The sequence below is a fragment of the Trichocoleus sp. Lan genome, from assembly GCF_039961855.1.
Taxonomy (GTDB): Bacteria; Cyanobacteriota; Cyanobacteriia; order Cyanobacteriales; family FACHB-T130; genus FACHB-T130.
On record NZ_JAMPKA010000029.1, the window covers coordinates 1 to 24,995 of the forward strand.

General features: G+C 45.5%; 19 protein-coding genes, 1 tRNA gene and 1 pseudogene. 15 read left to right on the plus strand and 6 right to left on the minus strand.

The genetic code is table 11. From position 1 onward, the window contains the following. The first annotated feature begins 386 nt into the window (after positions 1-386). The 5 genes from rpsB to NDA03_RS21990 all read left to right on the plus strand — a co-directional run bounded on the left by rpsB (position 387) and on the right by NDA03_RS21990 (position 6,339). A complete protein-coding gene (rpsB, locus tag NDA03_RS21970) occupies positions 387-1,184 on the plus strand; it encodes a 30S ribosomal protein S2 (protein ID WP_190412058.1) in 798 nt (265 codons plus the stop codon). A 42-nt stretch (positions 1,185-1,226) separates the two neighbouring features. Further along, positions 1,227-1,886, plus strand: coding sequence for a translation elongation factor Ts (gene tsf, locus NDA03_RS21975; protein ID WP_190412059.1), 660 nt, complete (start codon positions 1,227-1,229; stop codon positions 1,884-1,886). 501 nt (positions 1,887-2,387) lie between these two features. Continuing rightward, on the plus strand, positions 2,388-4,694 hold the full coding sequence (locus NDA03_RS21980) for an ATP-binding protein (RefSeq protein ID WP_348239133.1): 2,307 nt from the start codon (positions 2,388-2,390) through the stop codon (positions 4,692-4,694). Further along, a complete protein-coding gene (locus NDA03_RS21985) occupies positions 4,639-5,085 on the plus strand; it encodes a response regulator (protein ID WP_190412061.1) in 447 nt (148 codons plus the stop codon). The genes NDA03_RS21980 and NDA03_RS21985 overlap by 56 nt, the downstream gene beginning before the upstream one ends. An 81-nt stretch (positions 5,086-5,166) precedes the next feature. Then, the gene (locus tag NDA03_RS21990; protein WP_190438794.1) at positions 5,167-6,339 is read left to right on the plus strand and encodes a hybrid sensor histidine kinase/response regulator; all 1,173 of its coding nucleotides are present in this window, start codon (positions 5,167-5,169) and stop codon (positions 6,337-6,339) included. 287 nt (positions 6,340-6,626) lie between these two features. On the opposite strand, the gene NDA03_RS21995 is transcribed toward NDA03_RS21990, so the two are convergent. Next, a complete protein-coding gene (locus NDA03_RS21995; RefSeq protein ID WP_348239134.1) occupies positions 6,627-6,761 on the minus strand; it encodes a hypothetical protein in 135 nt (44 codons plus the stop codon). Here NDA03_RS21995 and NDA03_RS22000 point away from each other — a divergent pair. The 8 genes and pseudogenes from NDA03_RS22000 to NDA03_RS22035 all read left to right on the plus strand — a co-directional run bounded on the left by NDA03_RS22000 (position 6,761) and on the right by NDA03_RS22035 (position 15,217). Next, positions 6,761-7,690: a hypothetical protein gene (locus NDA03_RS22000; RefSeq protein WP_348239135.1), complete on the plus strand. Its 930-nt coding sequence runs from the start codon at positions 6,761-6,763 to the stop codon at positions 7,688-7,690. The two genes, NDA03_RS21995 and NDA03_RS22000, sit on opposite strands and share 1 nt — an antisense overlap. 99 nt (positions 7,691-7,789) lie before the next feature. Then, entirely contained in the window at positions 7,790-10,300 is a 2,511-nt protein-coding gene (gene recG, locus NDA03_RS22005) for an ATP-dependent DNA helicase RecG (protein ID WP_348239136.1), read from the plus strand. A gap of 36 nt (positions 10,301-10,336) precedes the next feature. Then, positions 10,337-10,492 carry a hypothetical protein gene (locus tag NDA03_RS22010; RefSeq protein ID WP_242029173.1) on the plus strand — a complete coding sequence of 52 codons (156 nt, stop codon included), beginning with the start codon at positions 10,337-10,339 and terminating at the stop codon, positions 10,490-10,492. Positions 10,493-10,501: 9 nt separating this feature from the next. After that, positions 10,502-10,675 (plus strand): annotated as a pseudogene (locus tag NDA03_RS22015) (DUF4351 domain-containing protein). Positions 10,676-10,989: 314 nt separating this feature from the next. After that, positions 10,990-12,729 (plus strand): DUF6798 domain-containing protein, encoded by a 1,740-nt coding sequence (locus NDA03_RS22020; RefSeq protein ID WP_190412065.1) that lies wholly within the window; start codon positions 10,990-10,992, stop codon positions 12,727-12,729. 295 nt (positions 12,730-13,024) lie between these two features. Then, a tRNA-Val gene (locus NDA03_RS22025) sits at positions 13,025-13,096 on the plus strand. A 291-nt stretch (positions 13,097-13,387) separates the two neighbouring features. Beyond that, positions 13,388-14,161: an ABC transporter permease gene (locus tag NDA03_RS22030; protein WP_190430442.1), complete on the plus strand. Its 774-nt coding sequence runs from the start codon at positions 13,388-13,390 to the stop codon at positions 14,159-14,161. A 165-nt stretch (positions 14,162-14,326) separates the two neighbouring features. Beyond that, the gene (locus NDA03_RS22035) at positions 14,327-15,217 is read left to right on the plus strand and encodes an ABC transporter ATP-binding protein (RefSeq protein ID WP_348239161.1); all 891 of its coding nucleotides are present in this window, start codon (positions 14,327-14,329) and stop codon (positions 15,215-15,217) included. On the opposite strand, the gene NDA03_RS22040 is transcribed toward NDA03_RS22035, so the two are convergent. Together NDA03_RS22040 and NDA03_RS22045 are read right to left on the minus strand one after the other, a co-directional pair. Then, entirely contained in the window at positions 15,214-15,819 is a 606-nt protein-coding gene (locus NDA03_RS22040; protein WP_348233795.1) for a hypothetical protein, read from the minus strand. The two genes, NDA03_RS22035 and NDA03_RS22040, sit on opposite strands and share 4 nt — an antisense overlap. Before the next feature lie 244 nt (positions 15,820-16,063). Beyond that, positions 16,064-17,023 (minus strand): aldo/keto reductase, encoded by a 960-nt coding sequence (locus NDA03_RS22045; RefSeq protein ID WP_348239137.1) that lies wholly within the window; start codon positions 17,021-17,023, stop codon positions 16,064-16,066. 172 nt (positions 17,024-17,195) lie between these two features. Between NDA03_RS22045 and NDA03_RS22050 the strand changes: the two genes are divergently transcribed. Beyond that, positions 17,196-17,780, plus strand: a complete 585-nt coding sequence (locus NDA03_RS22050) for a DUF1802 family protein (RefSeq protein WP_190424916.1) — start codon at positions 17,196-17,198, stop codon at positions 17,778-17,780. A 150-nt stretch (positions 17,781-17,930) separates the two neighbouring features. Here NDA03_RS22050 and NDA03_RS22055 read toward each other — a convergent pair whose 3' ends face one another. Next, positions 17,931-21,530: a PAS domain S-box protein gene (locus NDA03_RS22055; RefSeq protein ID WP_348239138.1), complete on the minus strand. Its 3,600-nt coding sequence runs from the start codon at positions 21,528-21,530 to the stop codon at positions 17,931-17,933. A 1,133-nt stretch (positions 21,531-22,663) separates the two neighbouring features. Between NDA03_RS22055 and NDA03_RS22060 the strand changes: the two genes are divergently transcribed. After that, the gene (locus NDA03_RS22060) at positions 22,664-22,912 is read left to right on the plus strand and encodes a hypothetical protein (protein WP_190412071.1); all 249 of its coding nucleotides are present in this window, start codon (positions 22,664-22,666) and stop codon (positions 22,910-22,912) included. A gap of 170 nt (positions 22,913-23,082) precedes the next feature. Here the strand turns inward: NDA03_RS22060 and NDA03_RS22065 are convergent, their stop codons facing one another. Both NDA03_RS22065 and NDA03_RS22070 read right to left on the minus strand, forming a co-directional pair. Continuing rightward, positions 23,083-24,045: a PrsW family intramembrane metalloprotease gene (locus NDA03_RS22065; RefSeq protein WP_190531312.1), complete on the minus strand. Its 963-nt coding sequence runs from the start codon at positions 24,043-24,045 to the stop codon at positions 23,083-23,085. 41 nt (positions 24,046-24,086) lie between these two features. Then, positions 24,087-24,971: a ChaN family lipoprotein gene (locus NDA03_RS22070; protein WP_190985170.1), complete on the minus strand. Its 885-nt coding sequence runs from the start codon at positions 24,969-24,971 to the stop codon at positions 24,087-24,089. Positions 24,972-24,995: the final 24 nt, after the last annotated feature.

Consider the following 24,995-nt stretch of genomic DNA (forward strand, 5'->3'; position numbering starts at 1 on the left):
TCGACATGGCAAAACAAGGCTTCTAGACTAAGCATAGGGTGGTCAGATGGGTTGAGAATTAGGTACTTTCAACTGTATCTGTTCCACCCTTCCTTATCCCGAACTCACGTTAATTTACATGATTGCACTGCTAAAGATGCGAGCGATTTATTTTGCGCGATCGCTAATCTTTTAATATTTTCCTTGCCAATTGTCTAGAAATCGGCTACTGCAACTGTGCTAGCCTATTTTTCAATGTTTTTCCTGCAAATTTTCCCATCAAAGCCCTTATAACTCTGATAAACTGGAAGAGTTGTCTAAATTCGTACATTCCGCACATTCAGGGTTTCGGGTGTTTCCGCTGGAAATACGCCTGGATGGAGGATTAACCCGAAAGGAAAATAAATATGTCAGTTGTTTCTTTGGCTCAGATGATGGAGTCGGGTGTTCACTTTGGGCACCAGACCCGCCGGTGGAACCCAAAAATGGCTCCATACATCTATACGTCCCGCAATGGCGTCCACATCATCGACTTGGTTCAGACTGCCCAGCTGATGGAAGATGCCTACACCTATATGCGAACCGCCGCAGAACAGGGCAAGAAGGTTCTCTTCATCGGTACTAAGCGTCAAGCCGCAGGAATTGTGGCTCAAGAAGCCGCTCGTTGTGGTTCTTACTACATCAACCAACGTTGGTTGGGGGGAATGCTCACCAATTGGACGACCATTAAAACACGGGTAGAGCGCCTAAAAGATTTGGAACGCCGGGAAGAAACCGGAGTCCTCGACTTACTGCCCAAGAAAGAAGCTTCGATGCTGCGCCGGGAAATGACCAAATTGCAGAAATACCTCGGCGGTATTAAGCAGATGCGGAAAGTTCCCGACATCGTGGTGATCGTGGATCAGCGTCGGGAATATAATGCAGTTCAAGAATGCCAAAAACTGGGGATTCCTATCGTCGCGCTGCTGGATACAAACTGCGACCCGGATGTAGTGGATATTCCCGTTCCAGCCAATGACGATGCTATCCGCTCCATTAAGCTAATAGTGGGTAAGTTGGCAGACGCTATCTATGAAGGTCGTCACGGTCAGCTAGACGCAGAAGCAGAAGAGGATTACGAAGATTACGAAGGCGCTGAAGACGATATCGAATACGAGGAAATCGACTCGGTTCCTGATGAAGAGGAAGAAGAAACCGAGGGATAATTCAGCGTTAGAAACATCAATTCTTAGTTAGGAACTGAGGAAATGGCGGAAATATCTGCAAAACTCGTGAACGAGCTGCGCCAAAAAACTGGTGTCGGCATGATGGACTGCAAAAAAGCGCTAAAAGAAACCGATGGCGATATGGACAAAGCCATTGAATGGCTGCGTCAAAAGGGAATGGTTAGCGCTGGGAAAAAAGGCGATCGCCAAGCCTCAGAAGGACTGGTTGGCAGCTACATCCATACCGGAGGTCGAGTCGGCGTCCTGGTGGAAGTGAACTGCGAGACAGACTTTGTCGCCCGCAACGAAGCCTTCCAAACTCTGGTGCGGAACATAGCCATGCAGATTGCAGCTTGTCCCAACGTTGAATACGTGAAGGTTGGCGACATTCCCGCTCAAATCGTTGAGAAGGAAAAAGAAATCGAAATGGGCCGGGATGACCTAGGCAACAAGCCACAGAACATCAAAGAAAAGATTGTTCAGGGTCGAATTGACAAACGCCTGCAAGAGTTGAGCTTGGTCGATCAGCCCTACATTCGTGACCAAAGTATCACGGTGGAAGAGTTGATCAAGCAAAATATTGCGACGCTAGGTGAAAACATCCAAGTCCGTCGCTTCGTCCGATTTATTCTCGGTGAAGGACTGGAAAAGAAAGAAAGCAATTTTGCTGAGGAAGTTGCAGCTCAAATGGGCGGCAATTAATCAGCAAGTTTTCTGGCTGAATCCCTAGGAAGGACAGGTTTCCATGATGGAAACCTGTCTTTTTTTATCTTTATTTTCAAGAGATTTTCAGCGCTTGTAGGCACGATATCCCCATTCTATATATCTCAACAAATTAACACCTTGGAAACCCTTTATAAAGACAGAAACACTAAAAGCAGAAAAACTTTTTGTTTGGGTGGAATTCTTAACATCCTCCTTAGGAGTGTTGCCTCGATCCTTGTGCTAGACTTTTGAGCGCGAGCAGATTAAGGGGACACTGCGAAACACCGTTGAGGAGTGCAAACTCACTAGAAAAGTAACGAAATTTTTCAGCCCCTAAATAGACAAGCATTGTATCTTGGAGTTCAGGATCGAGCTGACTATTTGCCAGTAATACAGCGCTACGAAAGGGACATTTAGCTGGTGCGGGAAATCCTTTTAGGGTATTCAATCCTATAGATAATCTACTTCTGATAGTTCCAGAAAAAAGGAAGGATCGTAATGGAAATCAATTTACAAGTGCCAGGGATTAATATAACTAGCTTGAAAGAAGCACCCATTCATAATGCTAGTAAAGTTCAGCCTCACGGAATAATTTTCGTTCTCGCAGAACCTGAGTTAACAATATTACAAGTTAGCAGCAATATATCCACAGTTTTCGGAATCTCCCCCGAAAATATGCTGCAAAAGAAATTAGAAGAAGTTCTCGACCCGTTCCAAGTAGACAGAATTAAAGCAGGACTATTAGAAGAAAATCTTGATTTTATCAACCCTATCAAGATTTGGGCTAGAAGAAAAGGCGATGAGTATTTAGTCTTTGATGGCATTTTCCAGCGGAATGCAGATGGATTTTTAATTTTGGAATTAGAACCTGCAATTTCCCAAGAAAACATCCCCTTCTTAAGCTTTTATCATCTAGCCAGAGCCTCTATCAACCAGTTAGAAAAAACATCAACTCTGGGTGACTTTTGTCAAATCATTGTGAAAGAGGTGCGAAAAGTCACCGGATTTGACAGGGTGATGCTATATAAGTTTGATGACGATGGGCATGGATCTGTCCTCGCTGAAGAAAAACTAGAAAGTATGGAGCCTTACTTAGGTCTCCACTTCCCAGAATCAGATATTCCTAAACCAGCTAGAAAGTTATTTACCTCGAATTGGATCAGGTTAATCCCGGATGCCACTTCTCAATCTGCTGAACTTTTTCCGATTCTTAATCCAGTTAATCAGCGTCCGCTTGATTTAACGAACTCTATTCTCAGAAGCGCGTCTCCTTGTCATATCCAGTACTTGCACAATATGGGTGTGGGTGCTTCTCTGACAATTTCTTTGATGAAAGATCAAAAACTTTGGGGACTGATTGCTTGCCATCATCAGTCCCCCAAGTATGTTTCTTATGAGCTGCGAAAAGCTTGCGAATTCTTGGGGCGCGTCATCTTTTCAGAAATCTCAACCAGAGAAGAAACTGAAGATTACGGCTATCGCATGAAGCTGACATATATCCAATCAGCCTTGGTTGAATATATGTCTCAAGAAGAAAACTTTATTGATGGTTTAGTTAAACACCAGCCGAATCTGCTGGAGCTTGCTAACGCTAAAGGTGCCGCCGTGTGCTTTGGTGGGGATTGCACGATGGTTGGTGAGACTCCCACAGAAGAAGAACTCAACTTTTTAGTCCAATGGCTAAAGAATAACGTCGAGGAAGAAGTCTTCTATAGCGATTCCTTACCTCAGATTTATCCAGATGCAGAAAGTTTCAAAAACGTTGCCAGTGGCTTATTAGCGATTCCGATTTCTAAAAATAACTATGTTTTGTGGTTTCGACCGGAAGTAATTCAAACCGTGAATTGGGGTGGCGACCCAAATAAGGCGTTTGAAGTAAACCAGTCAGAGGGAAATATTCGTCTGTGTCCTCGCAAATCATTTGATCTGTGGAAAGAAACGGTTCGCTTAACGTCTTTACCCTGGAAACAGGTAGAAATTAAAGCTGCACTTGAACTCAGAAAGGCAATTATTAACATTGTGCTGCGCCAAGCTGATGAACTTGCCCAATTAGCTCAAGATTTAGAACGTTCCAATGCTGAGCTGAAAAAGTTTGCTTACGTCGCCTCCCATGACTTGCAAGAGCCACTCAATCAGGTAGCGAACTACGTACAACTTTTGGAGATGCGCTATCTAGAGCAACTCGACGAAGACGCGAAGGAATTCATTGGCTTCACTGTTGAGGGAGTCAGCTTAATGCAGACGCTAATTGATGACGTGCTGGCATACTCTAAGGTGGATATGCAGGCTATCGAGTTTGAAATGACAGGGGTGGACACGGCTTTAGACCGTGCCTTGGCTAATTTGCGAGGACGCATCTCGGAAACGGGAGCTGCGATCGCTCACGATCCCTTGCCGACGGTTATGGCAGATAGCACCCAGTTGATGCAACTGTTCCAGAACCTGATTGGCAATGCTATCAAGTTCCGCAGCGAGCAACCGCCAGAAATCCATGTAGGAGCTTCTCGACTAGAGGATGCGTGGCTATTCTCAGTACGGGATAACGGGATTGGCATCGATCCGCAGTTTAGCGATCGCATTTTTGTTATCTTTCAGCGTCTGCATACGCGGGATGAGTATCAAGGTACAGGAATGGGTTTAGCAATTTGCAAAAAGATTGTTGAGTGTCACCGAGGGCGCATCTGGGTCGAGTCCCAATTAGGTCAGGGTGCAACATTCTACTTTACGATTCCATTAGGGGGACGCGATCGTGAGCGTAGAAACGGAAGAAAACCACAAAACAATCTTTTTAGTCGAGGACAATAAAGCCGATATCCGCTTAATCCAAGAAGCCTTAAAAAATAGCTCGCTCCCACACCAAGTCGTGACAGTCAGAGATGGTGTGGATGCGATGGCTTTCTTGCGCCAAGAGGGCGAGTATGCTGATGCACCTCGCCCTGACCTGATTTTGCTGGATTTGAACTTGCCGAAGAAGGATGGTCGAGAAGTCTTGGCGGAAATTAAAGCCGATCCCAAGCTGAAACGCATCCCAGTAGTAGTACTGACAACTTCTAAAAATGAAGATGATATTTTCCACAGCTATGACTTGCACGTAAATTGCTACATCACCAAATCCCGCAACCTCAGCCAGCTCTTCAAAATTGTTAAGGGGATTGAAGAGTTTTGGCTGGAAACTGTTACCCTGCCATCGGAATGATGACAAGAAATTTTCGTATCTTGTTAAAATGCAAGCAGTTGCCGAGCGGGAACAGGAGGGGAGGGGAGATCCCAGAAAATTATGCCTGGAAGCTCAATAAAAATCTTGTTGATTGAGGATAACTTGGCAGAAGCCAGATTCCTGCAAGAGCTTCTGAAACAAGCCAAGTTCAAACAGTTTAGTCTGGTGCATGTCAAACGATTGAGGGAAGCGCTCAATCGACTCAATGAAGATTGCTTTGATGTAATTTTGTTGGATCTGACCCTACCTGACAGTGAAGGTTTGTGTTCTCTAGCTCCCCTAAACAGCCACGCTTCTGGCTTACCGATTGTTGTACTGACAAATACGAATGACGATGAATTAGCGATAGAAGCAGTCCGACAGGGGGCACAAGATTATCTGGTTAAGCGCCAAGTTAATGTAGAGGTGCTAGTGCGCTCTTTGTGCTATGCAATTGAGCGAAAGCAGGTTTCGGAAACATTACGAACAGTTAATGAGGCGTTAGAAATCCGAGTTCAGGAACGAACGGCTGAGCTAGTGAAAGCCAAAGAAATCAATCAGTCTAAATCTGAATTTGTTTCTATGCTTTCTCACGATTTCCGCAATCCCCTGAATAGGATTCTCCTTTCTGCTGGATTGCTCCAAGACTACGATCAAAAACTGAGCGATGAGAAAAAAAATACTCATCTCAAACTGATTCGTTCAGCAATTAAAAATCTGGCTCAGCTATTAGATGAAATTACGTTTATCGGGAAAGCTGATTCAGGGCAACTTCAGTGCCAACTGATTCCCCTTGATTTGAAATCATTCTGTCACAAATTGGTCGAAGAGTTGCAACTCTTTACACTTGACAAATATCAACTTATTTTCACTTGTCAAGAGGACTTGGGAGAGGCGTTATGGGATGAAACCCTACTGCGGCATATTTTAGACAATTTACTCGCTAACGCGATTAAGTATTCACCGGAAGGCGGCACAGTGCGTTTTGAACTAAGAAGCCACGAAAAAACAGTCATCTTTCAGATTCAAGATCAAGGAATTGGCATTCCCAAAGAAGATCAACCTCGGCTGTTTCATCCTTTCAATCGTGCTAGAAACGTCGGCACAATTCCTGGCACTGGGTTGGGATTAGCGATGGTCAAAAAGTGTGTGGAGGCACATGGGGGCGAGATTTCCATGATGAGTGAAGTCGGAGTCGGCACGAGTTTTACGGTGACGCTGCCGTTGATCGGAGAAGCAGCGTTATCAGAATAGAGGCGGCTATCGGCGAATTTCAGCGAACCGGCAGGGAGGGAAATGGAGAATCGGTAGCTTTATTTGCCACGCCCTGACACTACTGCCTATCTATCGGATACCGTTTCACGAATCAATTATCACAAAGGCGATCGCTTTAAAGCTCTTTAGGTAGGCATTTCAAAGGTTATAGGGGAGTAGGGTATCGGCGGCAAGGAGAGGGGCGATTAGAGGCTCTTTGATACCAGGGAAGTGGTTTAGGGTCGATCTCAAAGTTAGTTCTACATCGCGTTATTATGAGTCGTTAGTCAATAGGGATTCGTCTGTTGCTCCTGAGCGATAGACGAATAACCGAATGACCGAATGACGAGGAATCGGTATTCTAAAGTAGGGAAGTACATCTGTACGCCCGTACCGTCCCGATTGACAGATGTAAGCAGCAATGGCGAGAAGAGTAGAGGAAATTGAGCGGGATATGGCAGCGCTGGAAGAAGCAATCAAAGCGATCGCTATAGAATTCCACGATACCTACAACGATTATCTGACTGCCTTAGGACAAGCCATGCGGCAGCAGTTGATCGTGGCGAGTTATTATCTTTGCACCCAAGTCTATCCGGAAGCGTTTCTGAGTCTGTCTCTTAGAGAACGACAACAATTGCAACAGAACCTTCAGCAACTGGCAAGGCTTGCTCAACCCCAACTGCGAAACCTTGAAAGAAGCCGTCCCGCGGAAACATCGCGCGGGGAACTATCCCAAGAACCCTCTCAAGAAGAGGATTTCCCTACCCCGACTGATGACTTAGCCATCGAGATGCTAGCACCACAAGACACTCTCGACACCCTAAACCCCAATAGCGATCGCGATCGCTCAACCAGTCGCTTTACCTTTTCTAACGTCCCGACAAACAACCCAGAGGATTTGGCTCGATGGCAGGAAGCGGTGGAAAACGCCATGAGCGAAACCTTGCTCGCTCTTTCTTGCCAAAGCAATCGTCTACTACAGGAAGTGGGGATATTACCGAAAAATTTTCCGGAAGCTGTTCTGGAAGCTGCTGTTAGAGCGGAGCCATCTGGTGAGCCTGTGGTGGGACGCCCCAATCTTTTAAAATTTGTGGTTCAAATAGAAAATGAGCCGGTAGAAACGTCAAATCTCCCGACTTTACAAAACTCTCCTTTAATACCGATTATCGCCATCCATCTGCGGTTATCTGAGATTGAATTTGCTGATTCAACGGTAATGGCAGGACGCAACCAGATTCGGACCCTCAGCGCACGGCTTAGCACCCTGCGCCGAGAATTTCAGAAAAAGCAACGAGAGCGCACCGTGGCTGCGGCAGAAGCGGCTTGGCGTGCCTGTTGGTTTGAAGAATAATGGGAATCGTCGTGAGGATTGACAATATCCGGGTGAGGACGGCTATTGGCGGGTAATCAGCCATTCGCTACTAGCAATTAACAAAAAAGGGGAGAGAAGATGCAAATAGAATCACCGGATTGGCTGCGATTGCAGAAAGCCCTTTCAGTCGAGGCAGAGCGGGGCTTTACAGACTTAATGGGGAAACAATATCGTTTCAGTGAATTCTTAAGTCTGGAGTTCGGAAAAACCCCATCTTTTTTGCCGCTGATAGAGCGACATCGGTGGCAAGAGATGGCGTCTCAGTTTGCCCGTTACCCGAACCTCACCCTCTCCCAGCGACAACACTTGGTCTTGGAAACGCGCCGATTTCTCCATCAGATGCAACAAGTCCTGGAGAGGCAAGCGCGATCGCGATCGCATCAGCGAAATGAAGACAATCAGCAGCAAGTAGAGACAATTAAATCGCCCCCATCCCCCGATACTCAAGCCCCGCGCACCACGCCCCTCGTCCAGTCCAACGCAGCGATTTCTCTTGACCAACCGCTGACCAGTTTGCCAGATGTGGGAGTTAGAAAAGGCGGGTATTTAGCCAAGCTGGATCTCCATACGGTGCGGGATATCCTCTTTTATTACCCCCGCGACCACATTGACTATGCGCGTCAGGTGAATATCTCTGAGCTGGAATCGGGTGAAACGGTGACATTGATAGGAACGGTGAAGCGCTGTACCTGCTTTAGTAGCCCAAAAAACAAGAAATTAACCATAATGCAGGTGGTGCTGAAAGATCGCACGGGTCAAATCAGCCTCAGCCGCTTTTTTGCCGGTTCTCGCTACAGCAATCGCGGCTGGCAAGAAGGGATAAAAAATCGATATCCCCAAGGCGCAGTCGTGGCGGCTTCTGGCTTGGTGAAAAAAAGTCAATATGGTCTGACTTTGGACGATCCACAACTGGAAGTTTTGGCAAACCCTGGAGACCCGATTGACTCCCACACCATTGGTCGAGTCGTGCCGGTGTATCCCCTAACAGAGGGCGTAGCGGCAGATATGGTAAGACAGGCGGTCATTGCTGCTCTCCCCGCCGCCACCCATCTGAAAGATCCTTTACCCGCGGTTTTACGCGATGGGTATGGATTGATGAAGTTGTCGGATGCGATCGCAAACATCCATTTTCCTGCCGACAGTGCCGCCAAGGAAGCCGCCCGTCGCCGTTTAGTCTTCGATGAGTTTTTCTACCTTCAGCTGGGTTTCCTCCTCCGTCGCCAAGCCCAACGCCAAAAGCAGTCCAGCGCTATCTTGGCTCCCAGAGGGAAGCTGATTGAACAATTCCACCAAGTTTTACCCTTTCGATTAACGGGTGCCCAACAGCGGGTACTGAACGACATCCTCAACGATTTGCAATCATCCACTCCGATGAATCGGTTGGTGCAAGGCGATGTCGGTTCTGGTAAAACTGTCGTAGCAGTCATTGCTATCCTCGCCGCGATTCAATCCGGCTACCAAGCGGCGCTGATGGCTCCCACTGAAGTTTTGGCAGAACAGCACTATCGCAAGTTAGTCAGTTGGTTCAATCTTCTGTACTTGCCCGTAGAACTGCTGACAGGTTCCACCAAAACTGCCAAACGCCGCCAAATTCATGCCCATCTAGAAACCGGCGAACTGCCTCTATTAGTAGGGACTCATGCTCTGATTCAAGAGAAAGTGAATTTTCATAAGCTGGGGTTAGTAGTGATTGACGAACAGCACCGCTTTGGAGTGGAACAGCGGGCGCTGTTGCAGCAAAAAGGCGAACAACCCCATGTATTAACCATGACCGCCACGCCAATTCCTCGCACCTTGGCGCTGACGGTTCATGGGGATTTGGATGTGAGCCAGATTGATGAGATGCCACCGGGTCGGCAAGCAATTCATACGACCGTACTCACGGGCAAAGAACGCACCAATGCCTACGATCTCATCTGCCGCGAAGTTGCTCAAGGGCGTCAAGCATATATCGTCTTGCCCCTGATTGAAGAATCGGAAAAGTTAGATGTGCGTTCGGCAGTGGAGGAGCATCAGCGCCTCTCAGAAAGTGTTTTCCCTCAGTTCCAAGTCGGATTGCTGCACGGTCGCATGACTTCAGCGGAAAAAGATGAGGCAATTACCCGATTCCGCGATAATCAAACGCAAATCATTGTTTCCACCACGGTGATTGAAGTGGGCGTGGATGTGCCGAATGCAACGGTGATGATGATTGAGAATGCCGAACGCTTTGGCTTATCGCAGTTACACCAGTTGCGGGGGCGCGTTGGTCGCGGTGCCGCTCAATCTTTCTGTCTTCTGATGAGCAGCACCAAAACCGCAGATGCTCGTTACCGCCTCAATGTATTAGAACAATCCCAAGACGGCTTTTTTATTGCGGAGATGGATATGCGGCTGCGCGGTCCCGGTCAAGTGCTGGGAACTCGCCAGTCTGGGGTGCCAGATTTTGCCTTGGCGAGTTTGGTAGAAGATCAGGAAGTATTGAATATCGCGCGGGATGCCGCCGAGAGAGTGATGGCACAAGATGCCAACTTAGAGCGATCGCCCTTATTAAAAGCTGAATTAGACTATCGTTACCAGCGCTTAATGGGCGGGGCAATCTTAACATGATTGACCGCGATCGTTTATTCAAAGAACTGCTTACCGATGGTTTCTGGTTTTGTTGACACTTATCTCCAGCTAAATGCAGTAGAAGAAGAAATTTTTCAAGCAGAAATAGCTAAATTGGAACCAGCACAACAGGAGGTAGTGATGAAAATCGTCACCAGTTGGATGCAGCAAGGTATAGAACGAGGAAGATAAGAAGGAGAGTTGGCAGTGATTATGCGCCGACTCAATCGCCGAATCTGTACAGTTGAGCCTGAGTTGCAAGAGCGAATTCGCCAGTTATCCCGCAATTAGCTAGAAGATTTAGCCGAGGCGTTATTAGATTTTTCGGATGTCGCAGATTTGGCTGCTTGGTTAGAAAGCCGAGGAGAAGGTTAAAGCCTAGAATTATCGCGCGATCGCTCTTATTTGCGAGATAAAGCGCTCGCCCTTATTAAAATTAGATGTGAGATTATTGTGACCAGTGACTGATAGAAAGTAACATTTTGACTTAATCAGATTTAAAATTTTATTGGAGAAATGTAAAGCAGGCTTTACTCGTTACTTTGTAACAAATTTAATAAATAAAGCTAATATTTTTAATTAAATGCTTGCTACCTAATAAATCTTTTCTTAAAAATATAATTATTTCGCCACACTTACGAAATAAGAGTTATTATAAATGGCAAACAAATATTCCTATAAGACCAGATATGTCCAGTGCAAGCACAAGTCTCCCATCAACTCACAAAAGAGGATCGGTATTTGATCCAGAACTATCTATCCCTATCTACACATTAATATTCTTCTTCTGTTCATTACTTCAAACTGGATATGGCGTTTATATTCAAAACCAAGCGCTCCAGATACCCCTTGTTCATTTCCTGAACAATCCTTCTCTTTACCCAAACGATCCATTTGGTGCCACTCTACCCTACTACTCTTCCACACTTTGGTATGCAGTAGCATTGCTTCATCGCTTTATCCCACTAGAACCCTTACTGCTGACACTATTTTTATTTGAAAGAATTTTAGTTATCTACGCAGCAGGGCAACTCGCTCAAGCTTTTGCACCCAAATCTAAACTGGCTGTTGTTGGTGCAATGGCACTGTTCGCATTAGCAATCAGTCCGATTATTGGTTTTGGCACCATAATTGCAGTCTACTTTGAGCAAACAGGCTTTTCTATACCTTTTTTATTATTAGCAATAGCTTCATTTTATAAAGAACGACCCCTGCCGTGTGCTATTTGGCTAGCCATCGGATTTAACCTGAATAGTATGTATGGAGTTTACGCTCTAACATACTTGGGAGCAGTGTTTCTACTAGACGCTACTTACCGGAGAGCTTGGAAAAAATGGATGTTATTCTTCGGTTTATTTATACTATTAGCTTCACCAGCTATATATCTCACTGCGGCTGCCTTTGGTCGAGAAGCCGTTGATAAACAACTGTGGTTGGCGGCTAGTAGATTGCGTTTTCCCGATCATCTTTATCCGCTTACTTGGAGCAGCCAAAGCTTCGCTGAATTTGGAATTTTGATTATATTACTGTTCGCTATTCTTTATCAGAATCGGCAGAGGGTAGAGAAGCTATTTAAACATGGTGTAATTTGGGCTGGGATGAGCGTTATTTGGGTGCTTTATGCATTTGTGGCTGCTTATATTGCTAAATCACCTTCAATGATAGTTATGCACCCTACACGAGCTACTGACTTGTGGTATTGCTTTGCTGGAATAGCATTAGTTTCAGTATGTGCTATTCAACTGGAAGTAAGTAGAGGGAAAGCAAGGTGGATTCTTGCCGCAATAGTCTTCGCCTCCAGCATTCTGATTTGGCATCAATTGGTTGGAACATACATTATTGCAGTTTGTTTAATCGCCCTTACTTTCCGACCCGTGTGGTACTACATTCTTGGTCAGGGGAGTACTAACCGTGTGGCTTTGTTGCTAACACTGATGGTTTTTCTGGTCGGATTTAAGAGCTTTCGATATCGTATATCACAGACTGGAAGTTTTGATGCAGCTTTGATCAGGCGACCTTCATCCTCTATGGAAGAAGTTATTAACTGGACAAGTGCAAATACTTCCATAGATGCACAATTCCTAGTAGAGTTGATCTCTGATTCGCGCTTGCCAGGTTGGGATGAGTTTCGGAGTCTGGCAAAGCGCCCGGTTTTCGTAACTTGGAAAGATGGTTCAGCAATACTTTGGGATCGACCGTATGTACAAGCATGGGCAGAACGCCTGAATGCGCTAGGTTTTGATATTACTAAGGAAGAGTCTACTAAGGCTGTAAAGAAACTTAAAAGTCTGTATAAAAACCTTCGGGACGAGGATATTAAACGACTTCAATCCCGCTTTATAATTAACTATTGGATCGTTCCAACGGCTCACCCTTCTGCGTTTCCTGTCGCTTTTCAAAATCAATCTTACAAGGTACTAAAACTCTAATAACTCTTACTATCCAATTGGCAGGTTTTTCAGAGTAATGATGCAAAATCTGATGTAGTCTTGGATGAGTCACCGCTCATCCGGCTCAACAATGGATTGCAGCTTTGACCCCCAGCTTTAGCATCTGGTTGCAAGGTATCGTTAGATTGCGATCGCTATTTGCAACGGAGTCAGCAATCCTATATTCCAAGTAAATCCCTTCGAGCAAACTTTGGTTACTTGTAGATTACTCGGCACTTCCTTTCTCTAAAAGGGTTGTTGGCTGGTGAATGCCTGTGATACACTTAAAAGTCTAGGGCGATTAGCACAGTGGTAGCGCACTTCCTTCACACGGAAGGGGTCACTGGTTCAAATCCAGTATCGCCCACTTACATTCTGTACAGATTTTTCCCTAGCTAAAGTTATTAAAGTAGCATCGGCATAAGCTCACCGAATCAACCTAGCCCCTCCCGCTACAGCACTCATCATCGATTTAATAGTTGCAGCAAGTCTAGCATATCTGGTTGAAAAACCGTGGCGGAGGCTTGGGAAAGCATGAGTATTTTAATATCCTAGTAGCAGCGAGCCGAACATATTAAGTAGCCGTGCGTCTACAGATAGGTTGCGAAAAAGCGTACCTTAATAATTGACTTATCTGGTATTGGGGTAACTTCTCACCATGAAATACGGGCGTGAAACGCTGGCAGTTTGCCAGCGAATTTTGATTGAATTATTACGACGGCGACGCAGCCTGATTTTTTGGTGTATTTTTCCAGTCTCTGTTTTGCTGATTAATGGGGTTATTCTGGCAGAAAATGCCAAGTTGTCTATGGCTGAGGCTTTTGAAAAGGCTGCTCCCTCAACACTGGTGGGTGCTGCACTATTTTTTAGTTGCTTGGGTGGTAGTGTTGCAACTGTGGTTGCAGAGCGAGAACAGCAAACCCTCAAACGTCTTTTCATCTCACCGCTTAGCGGAACGTCTTATTTCTTAGGAATTTTCCTAGCTCACAGCTGCATTGGTGTCGGTCAAGCCATTTTAGTTTACACGATTGCTGCCTTTTGGAATGCTCAGTTTCAGGGTTCTATTGTGCTAGGAATCCTGATTATTTTTTTGAGTATTATTTCCTATGTTGGTGTTGGGTTTATTCTCGGTACGCAGTTTGCTCGTCGCACAGAGGATGTCAATGCTTTGGTAGCAGCATTTGGGGTGCCTTTATTAATTTTAGGAGGTGCCTTTTTACCGACTTCGCTGTTTTCAAAGACACTGCTAAAAATTGCTAAGTTCAATCCAATTTATCACATGAATGAAGCCCTAATCGGCGTATCTGCTGATGGCAGTGGACTGGGAGAAATTGCATCTCACTTTTGGTTTTTATGCGTGTTTGCAATTTTAATGGTTTTAGGGGGATGGCTATCCTACCAGCGGATGTTGAGTCTTGAAAGGAGACTGTGATTGTTTAAAAATAGGGATGTATACATAGTTTTTAACGTGGGGTTACGCTAAGCTTTACGCAAAAGCCAGCAAAATTTAATTTTATTCTCAGCGTAGTTGGCGATTTTTTGCCATACTTCTGTGTTTAAAGAATATCGTTCAGCTTGTAATCAATTAGGGAATATTGTGCTACGAATTGAGAAGCTAAATAAATCTTACGGAACGCGAGCTGTTTTACAGGAATTAACGCTGCATATTCCCCCTGGAGAAATTTACGGTTTACTGGGACCCAATGGAGCGGGAAAAACCACAACGATTAATATAATTTGTAATTTACTGAAAGCAGATAGTGGAGAAATTAAGATTAATAACCAACCTGTCTCAAACGCAACAAAAAATCTGCTAGGGGTTGCGCCGCAAGAAAATTTACTTTATAAAAGTCTAAGTTGTGAGGAAAATCTCCATTTCTTTGCTCGGATTTATGGCTTAACAAATCAGCAGCGGCGTCAACAGGTAGAAGCAAGTTTAGCGGCTGTTAATTTATTAGATAGAGCGAAAAGTCCGGTGGAAACGTTGAGTGGTGGAATGCAGCGGCGGTTAAATATTGCGGTTGCTTTGGTACATCAGCCTAAGCTGATCGTTCTGGATGAACCCACGACTGGATTGGATATTGAAGCGCGTTACGAAATTTGGGAGTTAATTCGGAATCTGAAAAATCAGGGAATTACAATTCTGCTTACAACTCATTTGTTAGATGAAGCCGAACGCCTTTGTCAAAAAATCGGGATTCTCAAAGGGGGTAGTATTTTGGCGGAGGGAAGTTTAACAGAACTGCGGAAATTAGTGCCAGCAGTGGAAGTTGTAGTGGTGGAGACGCCGGAGGAGGAACAAGCGATCGCTCGCGCTAAAAAATATAATTTTACTCCTCGACGTTATGGGAATGACTTAGCTTTTTGGCTACCCGAACATCTAGAACTGAAGGAAATTATCTCCTGTTTTGATGGGATTCCTCTCGATTCGATTGCGCGGCAACCTGTACGGTTAGAGCATATTTATGTTGAAGTGACGCAGGGTTAAGAATTACGCGATCGCAATATCTCTCCGTAACAGACAGACCAAAAATAAAGTGCAATATTAATTTCGCTGAACAACTTTGGGACACCCTCTAGCAAGACGGGAACTACATCGCCGCTTAACTTTAGCGAATCTACAGCGATCGCGCTGAACAGTAAACCGATACCACTGAGTAGCAGAATGTAGGGCGTTGATTGTATTTTCCGCCTGAAGGCTAATCCGTATCCCAAGGTCGCTATCGCATATACGACGATGGTTATTAACTTGGGAATTCCTGCTCTTAAAAGAATAATGTGAATCCGAAAAATTTCATTAATGAGAAACCCTCCAGTTATGATTGCCGAATACAGAATAAATGAATTTCGGGTTTGTTGTGGTTGAATCGTTCTCAGCAATCCAAAACTAAAAGTGCAAACAATGGGCGGTACCGCACATAATAATTGGAACGTATGAGTTAACAAACCCGCATTCGGATCGGCTGGGGCAAGCGGCGGCTCGAATAGTATTCCTGCTGGAGAACCCAAGAATTGGGTATAGACAATTAAAGCAATAACTGCTAAGAAAGAGAAACTATTGACCCAAAAAGCAGAGCGGTAACTTGCCATAATTTAACCAGAAACGCTATCTCTTCAATAGAGATACACGATTCGCGCCAGCAGTTACGAATTATGACCGTAAGAAAAATAAGGTGATGGTTCGCCAAAAGCAATTTTCTATTTTTAAATCTGCTAATTAAATAAGAGAAAATAGGATCAAGCCACCGCGATCGCTACTGTTGGCTCATCCCGATACAGCACTTTCACGGCTGACTCCCTAAAATTCTGATGCGAAAAATTCTCTGCGTTCCGATCACCAATTCCACATGATGGGGCTATCGTCTAGATGATCGGTGACAATCTGCCCAATTGCATCAATTTCCTGCAATTCATCAGTCGATAGTTTAATATCACCCGCCTTAGCGTTGTCTACGACTTGTTGGGTATTTCTCGCACCCGCGATCGCATTCGTTTGTGGTTGGGCAATTAACCACGCCAATGCCAGTTGAGCAAGGCTACACTGATGGCGTTCGGCAATCGGACGCAGTTTGTCCAAAGCTTGCTGGGCGCGTTCGTAGTTCTCCCCTTGAAAAAGCTTATTTTTCGCACGATTATCCGCTGGATCGAATTGATGATCGGAACCGAATTTTCCAGTTAATAATCCTTGAGCTAGAGACGAATACGCAAGAATTGAAATCTTGTTTTCAACGCAGTAAGGCATGGCATCCTTTTCCACCCAACGCCAAAACAGGGAATACGGCGGTTGCAAACTATCGATGCGTCCATACTGGGCAGCTTCTTCCAACTGGGCGCGGGAGAAATTAGAAACCCCAATTGCCCGAATTTTACCTTGTTCCTTCAGGTGGTTAAGGGCGTTCATGGTTTCTTCAATGGGGACTATTTCGCTTTTAAACACTCCAGAGGGCCAGTGAATTTGGTATAGGTCGATATAGTCGGTTTTTAGGTTTTTGAGAGAGCGATCGCACGCTTCAATCACTTGGTCATACTTGAGATGATTGGCAAAAACCTTGGTTGCATAAACCGCTTGGTCGCGCACATCTGATAGCGCTTGGGCGACAATCTGCTCAGAATGCCCCTCGCCGTAGACTTCAGCGGTGTCAACTGTAGTGATACCGGCATCAAATGCCACCCGGATTGCTTTTATCGTGTCGGCGTCTTCAATTCCCACCCACATCCTTTTGCCAGCTTGCCATGTACCCATGACAATCGGAGAGATTTGAATGTCAGAAGTGCCTAAGTGTCGTTTTTCCATGCGTCAATCCTGGTTTATCGGCTTCTGTCTTCATATTAGGCAACACTTGGGGGAAGGGGGACGCGATCGCTTGCTTCGTTTTCAACATCAAATCAAATCAGCATCAAAGTAACGATGTTAACTGACCTGTCGTGTGGTCGCTGTTAGCCTGGGATTAGAATATCCGAGACTTATGCAATCCACGACGACCACCAAAACCACGCCTCACGCCCTCAAAGAATGGGCGGTTGCTGTCGATGCCTTAGAACAAGGCAAAACGATTATGCTGCTACGCAAAGGCGGCATCCGCGAGGAAAACAACCGCTTCACCGTTGCCGAAACAGAAGTTTTGCTCTACCCGACTTATGAACATCAACAGCCCGATTTGCTGAAAGCGGAATATTCCAATCTGGTGCAACCCGTCGCCTCCGGTTGGCATCCAGAAACCATCCGAATCGGTGCTTGGGCTGAAATTACTGATATTTTGCCAGTGAGTGAAGAATCAGCGGTGAGAGGGCTGCTACCGTACCATATTTGGAACGAGCAATTTGTCAGCGATCGCCTCAAATGGAAGCCGCGTCAGCCGATTTATGTGCTGCTACTACGCACTTACAAACTGATTCAAGCGCAGATTATCGCTTACCGCCCGGAATATGGAGGTTGCAAGTCGTGGATCGATCTTGCAAGCGCGATCGCAATTGAGGATGCAAAACCTGTTTTAGATGATGCAGAATATGCCCAGCAAGTCACAACAATTCGGCAAATAGCTAATTGGTGAGAGGTATTCCATTATCCGCTATGTCAAATCTGGTTAATTCGCCGTAATTCTCCGGAACCCCACCCCGCCATGTCCTGCGGCTCCGGCTCCCCTCCTCGCAAGCGGGGAGGGGCTGGGGGTGGGGTTCTTTTATTATGGAAACCGGACAGATTACCCATTACCAGAAATTGGGTGCGTCAGCGGTAACTCTAAAGTAAACGTTATCTCTTCAGAAGCACTCCTGACTCGAAGAATGCCACCTAAATGTTGGGTGAGTTTCTGCACCAGCGCTAATCCTAAACCAGTTCCGCCCTGCTTCCAGCGATCGGCACGGGGAATGCGGTAGAACTTGTCAAAAATGCGGGGTAGCTCATCAGGCGGAATCTCGACCCCAGAGTTGCTCACCTTGATTTGCATCATTGCCGAAGCGGCACGGACTGTTACTGTAATGCGTTCTCCTGGTGGGGTGTACTTGCACGCATTATTGAGCAACTCTGTCAAAATTCGCTCCACACTGGCTAATTCCGAGACTAGGGTGGGCAAGTTTGAGGGAATATCAACCTGTAAGATTTGTTCGCGTTCCTGTATGCGGGAGCGAAAGGATTCAATAATATTCGGCAACCACTCTGGTAGATCGATTGCCGTGGCAAGAAAGCTGGGATAAGACGCAGCTGCTAGCCGTTGCAAGTCTAGAAGGTCATTGATTAGCTCAGTTTCTCGGTTGCACTCTGTTTGCAATATTTGTAGATAGCGCTGAGAGCGATCGCCTGTCGGAGAAACCTTGAGCATTTGGATCGCCATCTTCATATTGGCGATAGGAGTCCGCAATTCGTGGGAAACCGTGCTGAGGAAGTCATCTTTGAGTTGATTGAGTTTCTCCAGTTCCTGCACTTGGGCAAGGGATGTTTGATAAAGTCGGGCTTGACGAATTGCGATCGCGCATTGATTGGCTACCTGTTTGACCAGCCGAATCTCCAGATTGTTAAAGGTATAATCTGGGTGATGGAATAACCACAAATCCCCCAGGACTCCTTGATCGTCGAACATCGGACAAGCTAACATCGATGCCTGACCGTGGATAGAGTTGCCAGAGAAGGAACACAATTGAAAATGCTTCCCTTGCCGGAGGGGTCGATAAATTTCCGGAAAAGAAGCCATTTGCAAGACGCGACCCTTCGAGGAAGGCATTGAGGCGGCGTATTCGTAGCAAATCGTGGCAGTTTCTTGTTCCAAGTTGTAGAGCGAAGCATGGCAGCTGCTCATGTTGAAAGAGAGTGCCAACTCCCTAACCGCTGCTTGCAAAATTTGGCTTTCGTCCAGACTATCGCGGACTTTGTCTGTGATGCGTTTCAGCACCGCATCAAAGCCGAGTGCTTTTTGCAACTGGGTGGTACGTTTTTGCACTTGGCGTTCCAGATTCGAGTTCATCTGTTGCACCTGCTTAAACAGTGCCGCTTGCTCAATGGCGATCGCTAACTGATTCGCCAATGAAGTGAGTAAGTCAATTTCTAATTGCTGCCACTGTCGGGGTTGCGAACACTCATGGACACAAAGCAACCCCCACAGTATAGGCGCGGGGGAAGTGGTGCAAAACACCGCATTTGCTCCCGTATTTTCCGCGACGGTGAAGATTTCGTCCCTGCCTCTTTGCAAAATCGGGACTATCAAAGTCGCTCTGACTTGAATCTCAGCCAGTAGGTCAAAATGATATTTATCTAAATCTGCGGTATGAATATCTTCTATCGCGGTGATTTCCCCTTGTTGGTGGCGCTGGACATAAATGTCTCCTAGTGGTTTTGAGATGGTGCTTCCCTGGAGAGACTTACACCCAGAACCGACCGATTCCATCATCACGACTCCACTCCAGTCTGGCTGGAAACGGTAAACGATTACCCGGTCGGTCAGGAGCAATTCTCGGACTTCAATGACGGTTGTATTGAGAATCTCGTCTAAGTCTAAAGATTGGCGAATGCGTTGAGCGATCGCTGCTACCAATCGCTGTCGTTCAGTCTGCTGCGTTAAAGCGAATTGTGCAAGCTTCTGTTTAGTAATATCCAGAGTAGTGCCAATCATCCGCACCGCTGTGCCTGTTTCGTTGCACAGCAACTGGCTTTTTGTCATCATCCAACGAATGCTGCCATCAGGCCAGACAATGCGAAATTCCTGTTCGTAGCCCTGATTTTCTTCCAAGGCACGAATCGCTGCTTGCTGTACGGATTCGCGGTCTTCCAGATGAATGTATCCGAGGAAGGCTTCATAGGTTTTCTCAAAGCTACCAGGAGTCAAACCAAATAGCTTTTCATTGTTGTCAGTCCAGGCCACTTGATTCGTGAGGATGTTCCAGTCCCAAATGCCCATTTGTGCAGCTTCCAGAGCTAGTCTCAATCGCTCCTCACTTTGTTGCAGTGCCTCTTCTGCTTGCTTGCGTTTCGTGATATCGAATCGAATTGCTAAATATTGGAACGGTTTTCCTTGGTCATTTAGAAACGGCACAATCGTAGTATCGACCCAGTAACAAGTGCCATCCTTCGCTCTATTTTTAATTTCCCCTTGCCAAATTTTTCCGTCAGAAATCGTTGCCCAAAGATTTTGAAAGAATTCTTTTGAATGGAATCCAGAATTGATCAAACGATGACTTTGTCCAATCAATTCTTCTCTGGCATATTTAGAGATTTGACAAAACTTATCATTAACATAGTTAATCGTTCCCTTCTCGTCAGTTGCTACTGCGATCGCCGCTTTATCTAAAGCAAACTTGATGTCTGATAATTCCTTCAAAGATTTTTCTAATGCCTGTTCAGCTCGCTTACGTTCGTCAATATTTTCAATAACCGAAATGAAATACTTCGGCTCACCCGTTGGTTCGCGTACCAGCGATACAGTCAAATTAATCCAAACTTGAGAACCATCTTTGCGGATGGAGCGCTTCTCGATGGAATAGGTCTGAATCTCTGACGCCAACATTTGGCGGACGTGTTCAAGATCCGCATTCAAATCGTCGGGGTGAGTAATATCCTGAAAAGTGCGCTCTCGGAGTTCCTCTGGCGTGTAACCCACAATATCGCAGAGTTTTTGATTAACCAGTAACCACTGCCCGTCGATGCTGACGTGAGCGATGCCAACAGCAGCTTGGTTAAATGTTGCCTGGAAGAACCTGTCGCTTTCTGTGCGTGCCTCTTGCACTTGCCTACGGTTGTTGATATCGGTGAATATACCGATTGCACCCTGAAATTGACCATTTTCGGCAAAGAGGGGACTGGTTCTAGCGAATACCCACAACTCTCGATCGTTTTTGCAACGCCAACGCCACTCATGCTTTTGTTGGGTTTCTTGCTGCATCCGCTGGTAATACGAGTGTGCTTCAGCAAGGTCTTCCTCAAAGAGGAAATCAAATGCAGAACGACCCAGAATTTCCTCACTTGAATAGCCGAGCATTTCGGCGGTTTGCTGGTTAACGTATGTCGTTTTTCCCTCAGCATCGATTATCCAAATGCCTTCACCCGTCGCCTCCAGCATTCGCCGATACATCTGTTCGTTTTGGCGCAGCAGTGCCTCAGTTTGTTGGCGCTGATTGATTTCATGTTGCAATTGTTCGTTAGCTTGCGCCAGTTCCGCAGTCCGGTTTCTTACCCGCTTTTCTAACTCTTCATCAGCTTCGTGCAACTTCGCCTCTGTTTGCTGACACCGGGTTAATGCAGCTTGCAACGCTTCTTTGGCTTTGAGAAGCTTTAGAGTTTGTGCTTTAAGCCGCATATCAAACTCTCTAGACATTCTGCGTTTTAATCTGCTCATCATAACTAGCCGCGTTGCAAAGTACAGTGCTACGATTAGCTTCTTCTATCTTCTTCAGTTACGAATGCGATCGCTCATAAGTTTTCTGGACTGTAGAAGACCTTTAAGAAGCTACGCTCACCATTTTCCCGCTTCTTCCATCTTCAAGGCAGGGGATGCCGCGTATACCGACATAGGTTGCGCGATCGCAATCTCCTTTTGCCTAAAAGACATTTGCCTACTTTGATATGCTATAACTTTCTCCTTGAACAAGGACTTACTACCGACAGACCAGCATCAGTCGGGCATTTTGTCTGATTCCCCAGGCATGGTTTTGTGCCTAGATTTATTAGAGCCTATATAGATCCTATAGAGTTTCAGAAGGGTTACACGTTCCCGTTTTTGCGAATTTGGCAATCATCTACGCGGTTTTTTCATAACTTCATATCAATTTTATGTTTCATATTTTACTGAATACATCTTGCTTGTTATATATTTACACCGATTAAGTGCATTGCCGCATTTGCTGATGCGAGAGCTAAGTCAAAGGGAATTCACCCGATTGGCTGAGACTCAACTGTGCTACCAAGACAATGTTTCCCCAAAAAAAGCGACTGGCAACGACCTTTGAGCAAAAGTAATTATAGCCATAGGTCAAAGACTTTGGGTGAGTGGCGTGAAGAATTCGTCTCAATCGGTTCGGTGTCAAAGCGATCGCATTGATGTTGAGTTAAGAATGAATGCTATTAGACAACTTATTCCACAATTGGCGCTATATACAACTAGGCTAAGTCACCAGTTTCTATTAGCTATTTTGCATAAATTGTCAAGAAAAAAGTGATAAGTTTTATAACTACATTGCGCGAGCTTGATTGGAGCAAAAATTTTGTGAGTTCTTTAGAGGTATGTTATTGTAAACGATTAATAAATCCAACTTTACTTGGAGCAGCAGTTCATCCTAAGAGATTTTCCGGTCAAATCAAGTCGAGCGGCTTTGAGCCGTCTTAGCAACTCTTAGTTGAGCTGTATAGACAGCTATTGTTAAAGGATGTTAAAGGAAGCTTCCTCCAAGCATTTACCCCAAGAAAATCTGCTCAAGGGTTCACCCCTTTTTTTGAGAAAGGAGTTTTCTGATGCCTAAACAAATGTCCTGGTTGCCTAAGTCTGCGACGGATGATGAGAAGATTTTGTATTTGCAAAATCAACCCAATGAACCCTGGCGACCTTACACAGCCTTTCCGCAATACGCTGTACCCGACTACCGCGAACCAGGAATTTCTAGGGGTTGGGCAACTTACCAAAAGTTAATCCGGACAGGCTGGACTTTGGTTCCTAGTGAGAAGGCGCAGGAATTTTCTATTATAAATTCAGAGCAAAGCTGATAAAAAATACCAGCAAGCAAAGAAAATTAACAATATTAAGTGTAGAAATGCCTGCTACCCATAAGTCTCTGGAGACCGTTTTTGCTAATGCAGCGTTGATTGATATCTAAAACATTTCTTAGCTCCCAATCCTAGAAAAATTGAGAACCAAGAAAAAGTTGCACAGGGCGTTAATTTCTGAATTGTTTTAATTGTTTGCGGAGTAGGGCGATTTCGGTACTGTTACCGCTTTCTTCGCCCATTTTAAATAATTGAAATTTCTTTTGAGCCAACTCGGCTGCGGTTTGAATGAAAGCGCGTTGTTGTTTGGGTGCTACGCGCAACCGCGCGAGGGTGTTGGAACGCCTGTTACAGAGTGCTTCGTAGTCAGCAGATGAAATTACAGTTGGAACTTCGTCGCTAAGGTATGTTTTAAGCATTTTGCGATCGCGATCGGCAGCGACAAACCCTAAAACAATCATTAAAGCTGCCAGGAACCCGTAATTCCACAAAGCGATCGCTAGGGTCGCACCACCGCTGGCTTTTGCTAAAATCAGTGCGCCATTGTGGATTAAATGGGCACTCATCGCCGCAATCAACCCGCCAGAGATTAGCAGTATTTTCGTAAACAGGTTATGCCGATGGCGTGCCAAACCAAACCCGATGCCGGTGAGGGCTGTCCAAAAGCCGTGCATGAAGCCCAAGACGATGACACGTAGCAGCAGCAGCTGTCCCCATTCTTCCCACGTCTTTGTACCCTGCAAGTACAGGATATTTTCTACATAGGCAAATCCGAAACCCGCCATCGCCCCATAGACAATCCCATCTACCCAGCCATCAAATTCTCTGCGATACCACAGGTAAATAATTGCTACAGCAGCGCCTTTGAGGATTTCTTCAGTGACGGGTGCATTGACAGCCGTGGTGATGAATTGACCCCCAAGACTTTCTGCACCAAATATCAGTTGGATGGGTACGTTTAGAATTAATTGCACAATGATGCCACCCACCACTGCTGGCAGCGCCCCCCACAAAAATGCCGCAATCAGGTAGCGTGTCGGTTCTTTCTCAAACCGATCGATGCTAATCACGATGCGGATGTAAATAAAGGTGGGAATTGCTATCAAAATAGCTGTGATTAGGAACCTATCCATAGGGAGAGTTTAATTTTCTTCGTTTATAACTTATTGCTCAGTTATTTGCCAGGTGATGTTACCCACAAGTAATCAGCGATCGCTTTATCAGTTTGTGCAGGCTCTTCTACCGTAGGATTGAGTAGAATCGATCGCTGGATTATTTTATTGCCCAAGCGTCGAGCAACACGGCTGGGAATTCCATAGCCGTAGACTATATGAGCTTGTCCAGCCAGCACGACGACTTGATAATCTGGATGGGTTTTTAGAAACTGCGCGATCGCATCTGCCATTGTTTCATCCCACAGCACTTGGGCAGTGAAAAATCGCTCAAAGTTGGCGCTGGAACCATGACCGGCTACTTGATGTTGTTGAAAAGCCTGTTGTACCATTTGGCGATATTCAGTGTTATCGGTACGAATTTCAGCATCTGGTGGAATATAGCGCCGTTCCGCGGCTGTCAGGCTTGCTAATCCTTGTCGGGCAACTTTGCGGGTGACTTCGCTGGGAGTATTTAAGGCTAAGACAGGCAGTTTCTTTTCCTTAGCAAAACCCAGAATTGGGGCGTAATATTCCCAAGAAAAACCCCAGCGTTTTTTATATTCACTTTGTTCGATTAGCTGAGTTTCTGTTATCTTCCCCGCCAGATAGCGATCGAGTACGCCTTGATAGGGACGCTGGAACATCTCCATTGCAATGGCAATTTTCCGATTTCGTCGATAGAGTTCCTGAATTATCTTCAGTTGAGCTTGGTGATCTTCAGGGCTATCGTGGGTTTCCCCTAAATAAATGACGTTTACCTTTGCAAGTTGTTGCAAAACTTCGGGTGCAGTATAGCTTTGCTGCGTTTGAGGGCTGGAGATTGTTTGGGAATAAGCAGGCAAGGCACAGAGGAGGAAAATCAACAGCGACCAAGCGCAGAATTGGGTGAATGAGTATTTTTTCATAAAGATATTGTGGCAGGAGAGCAT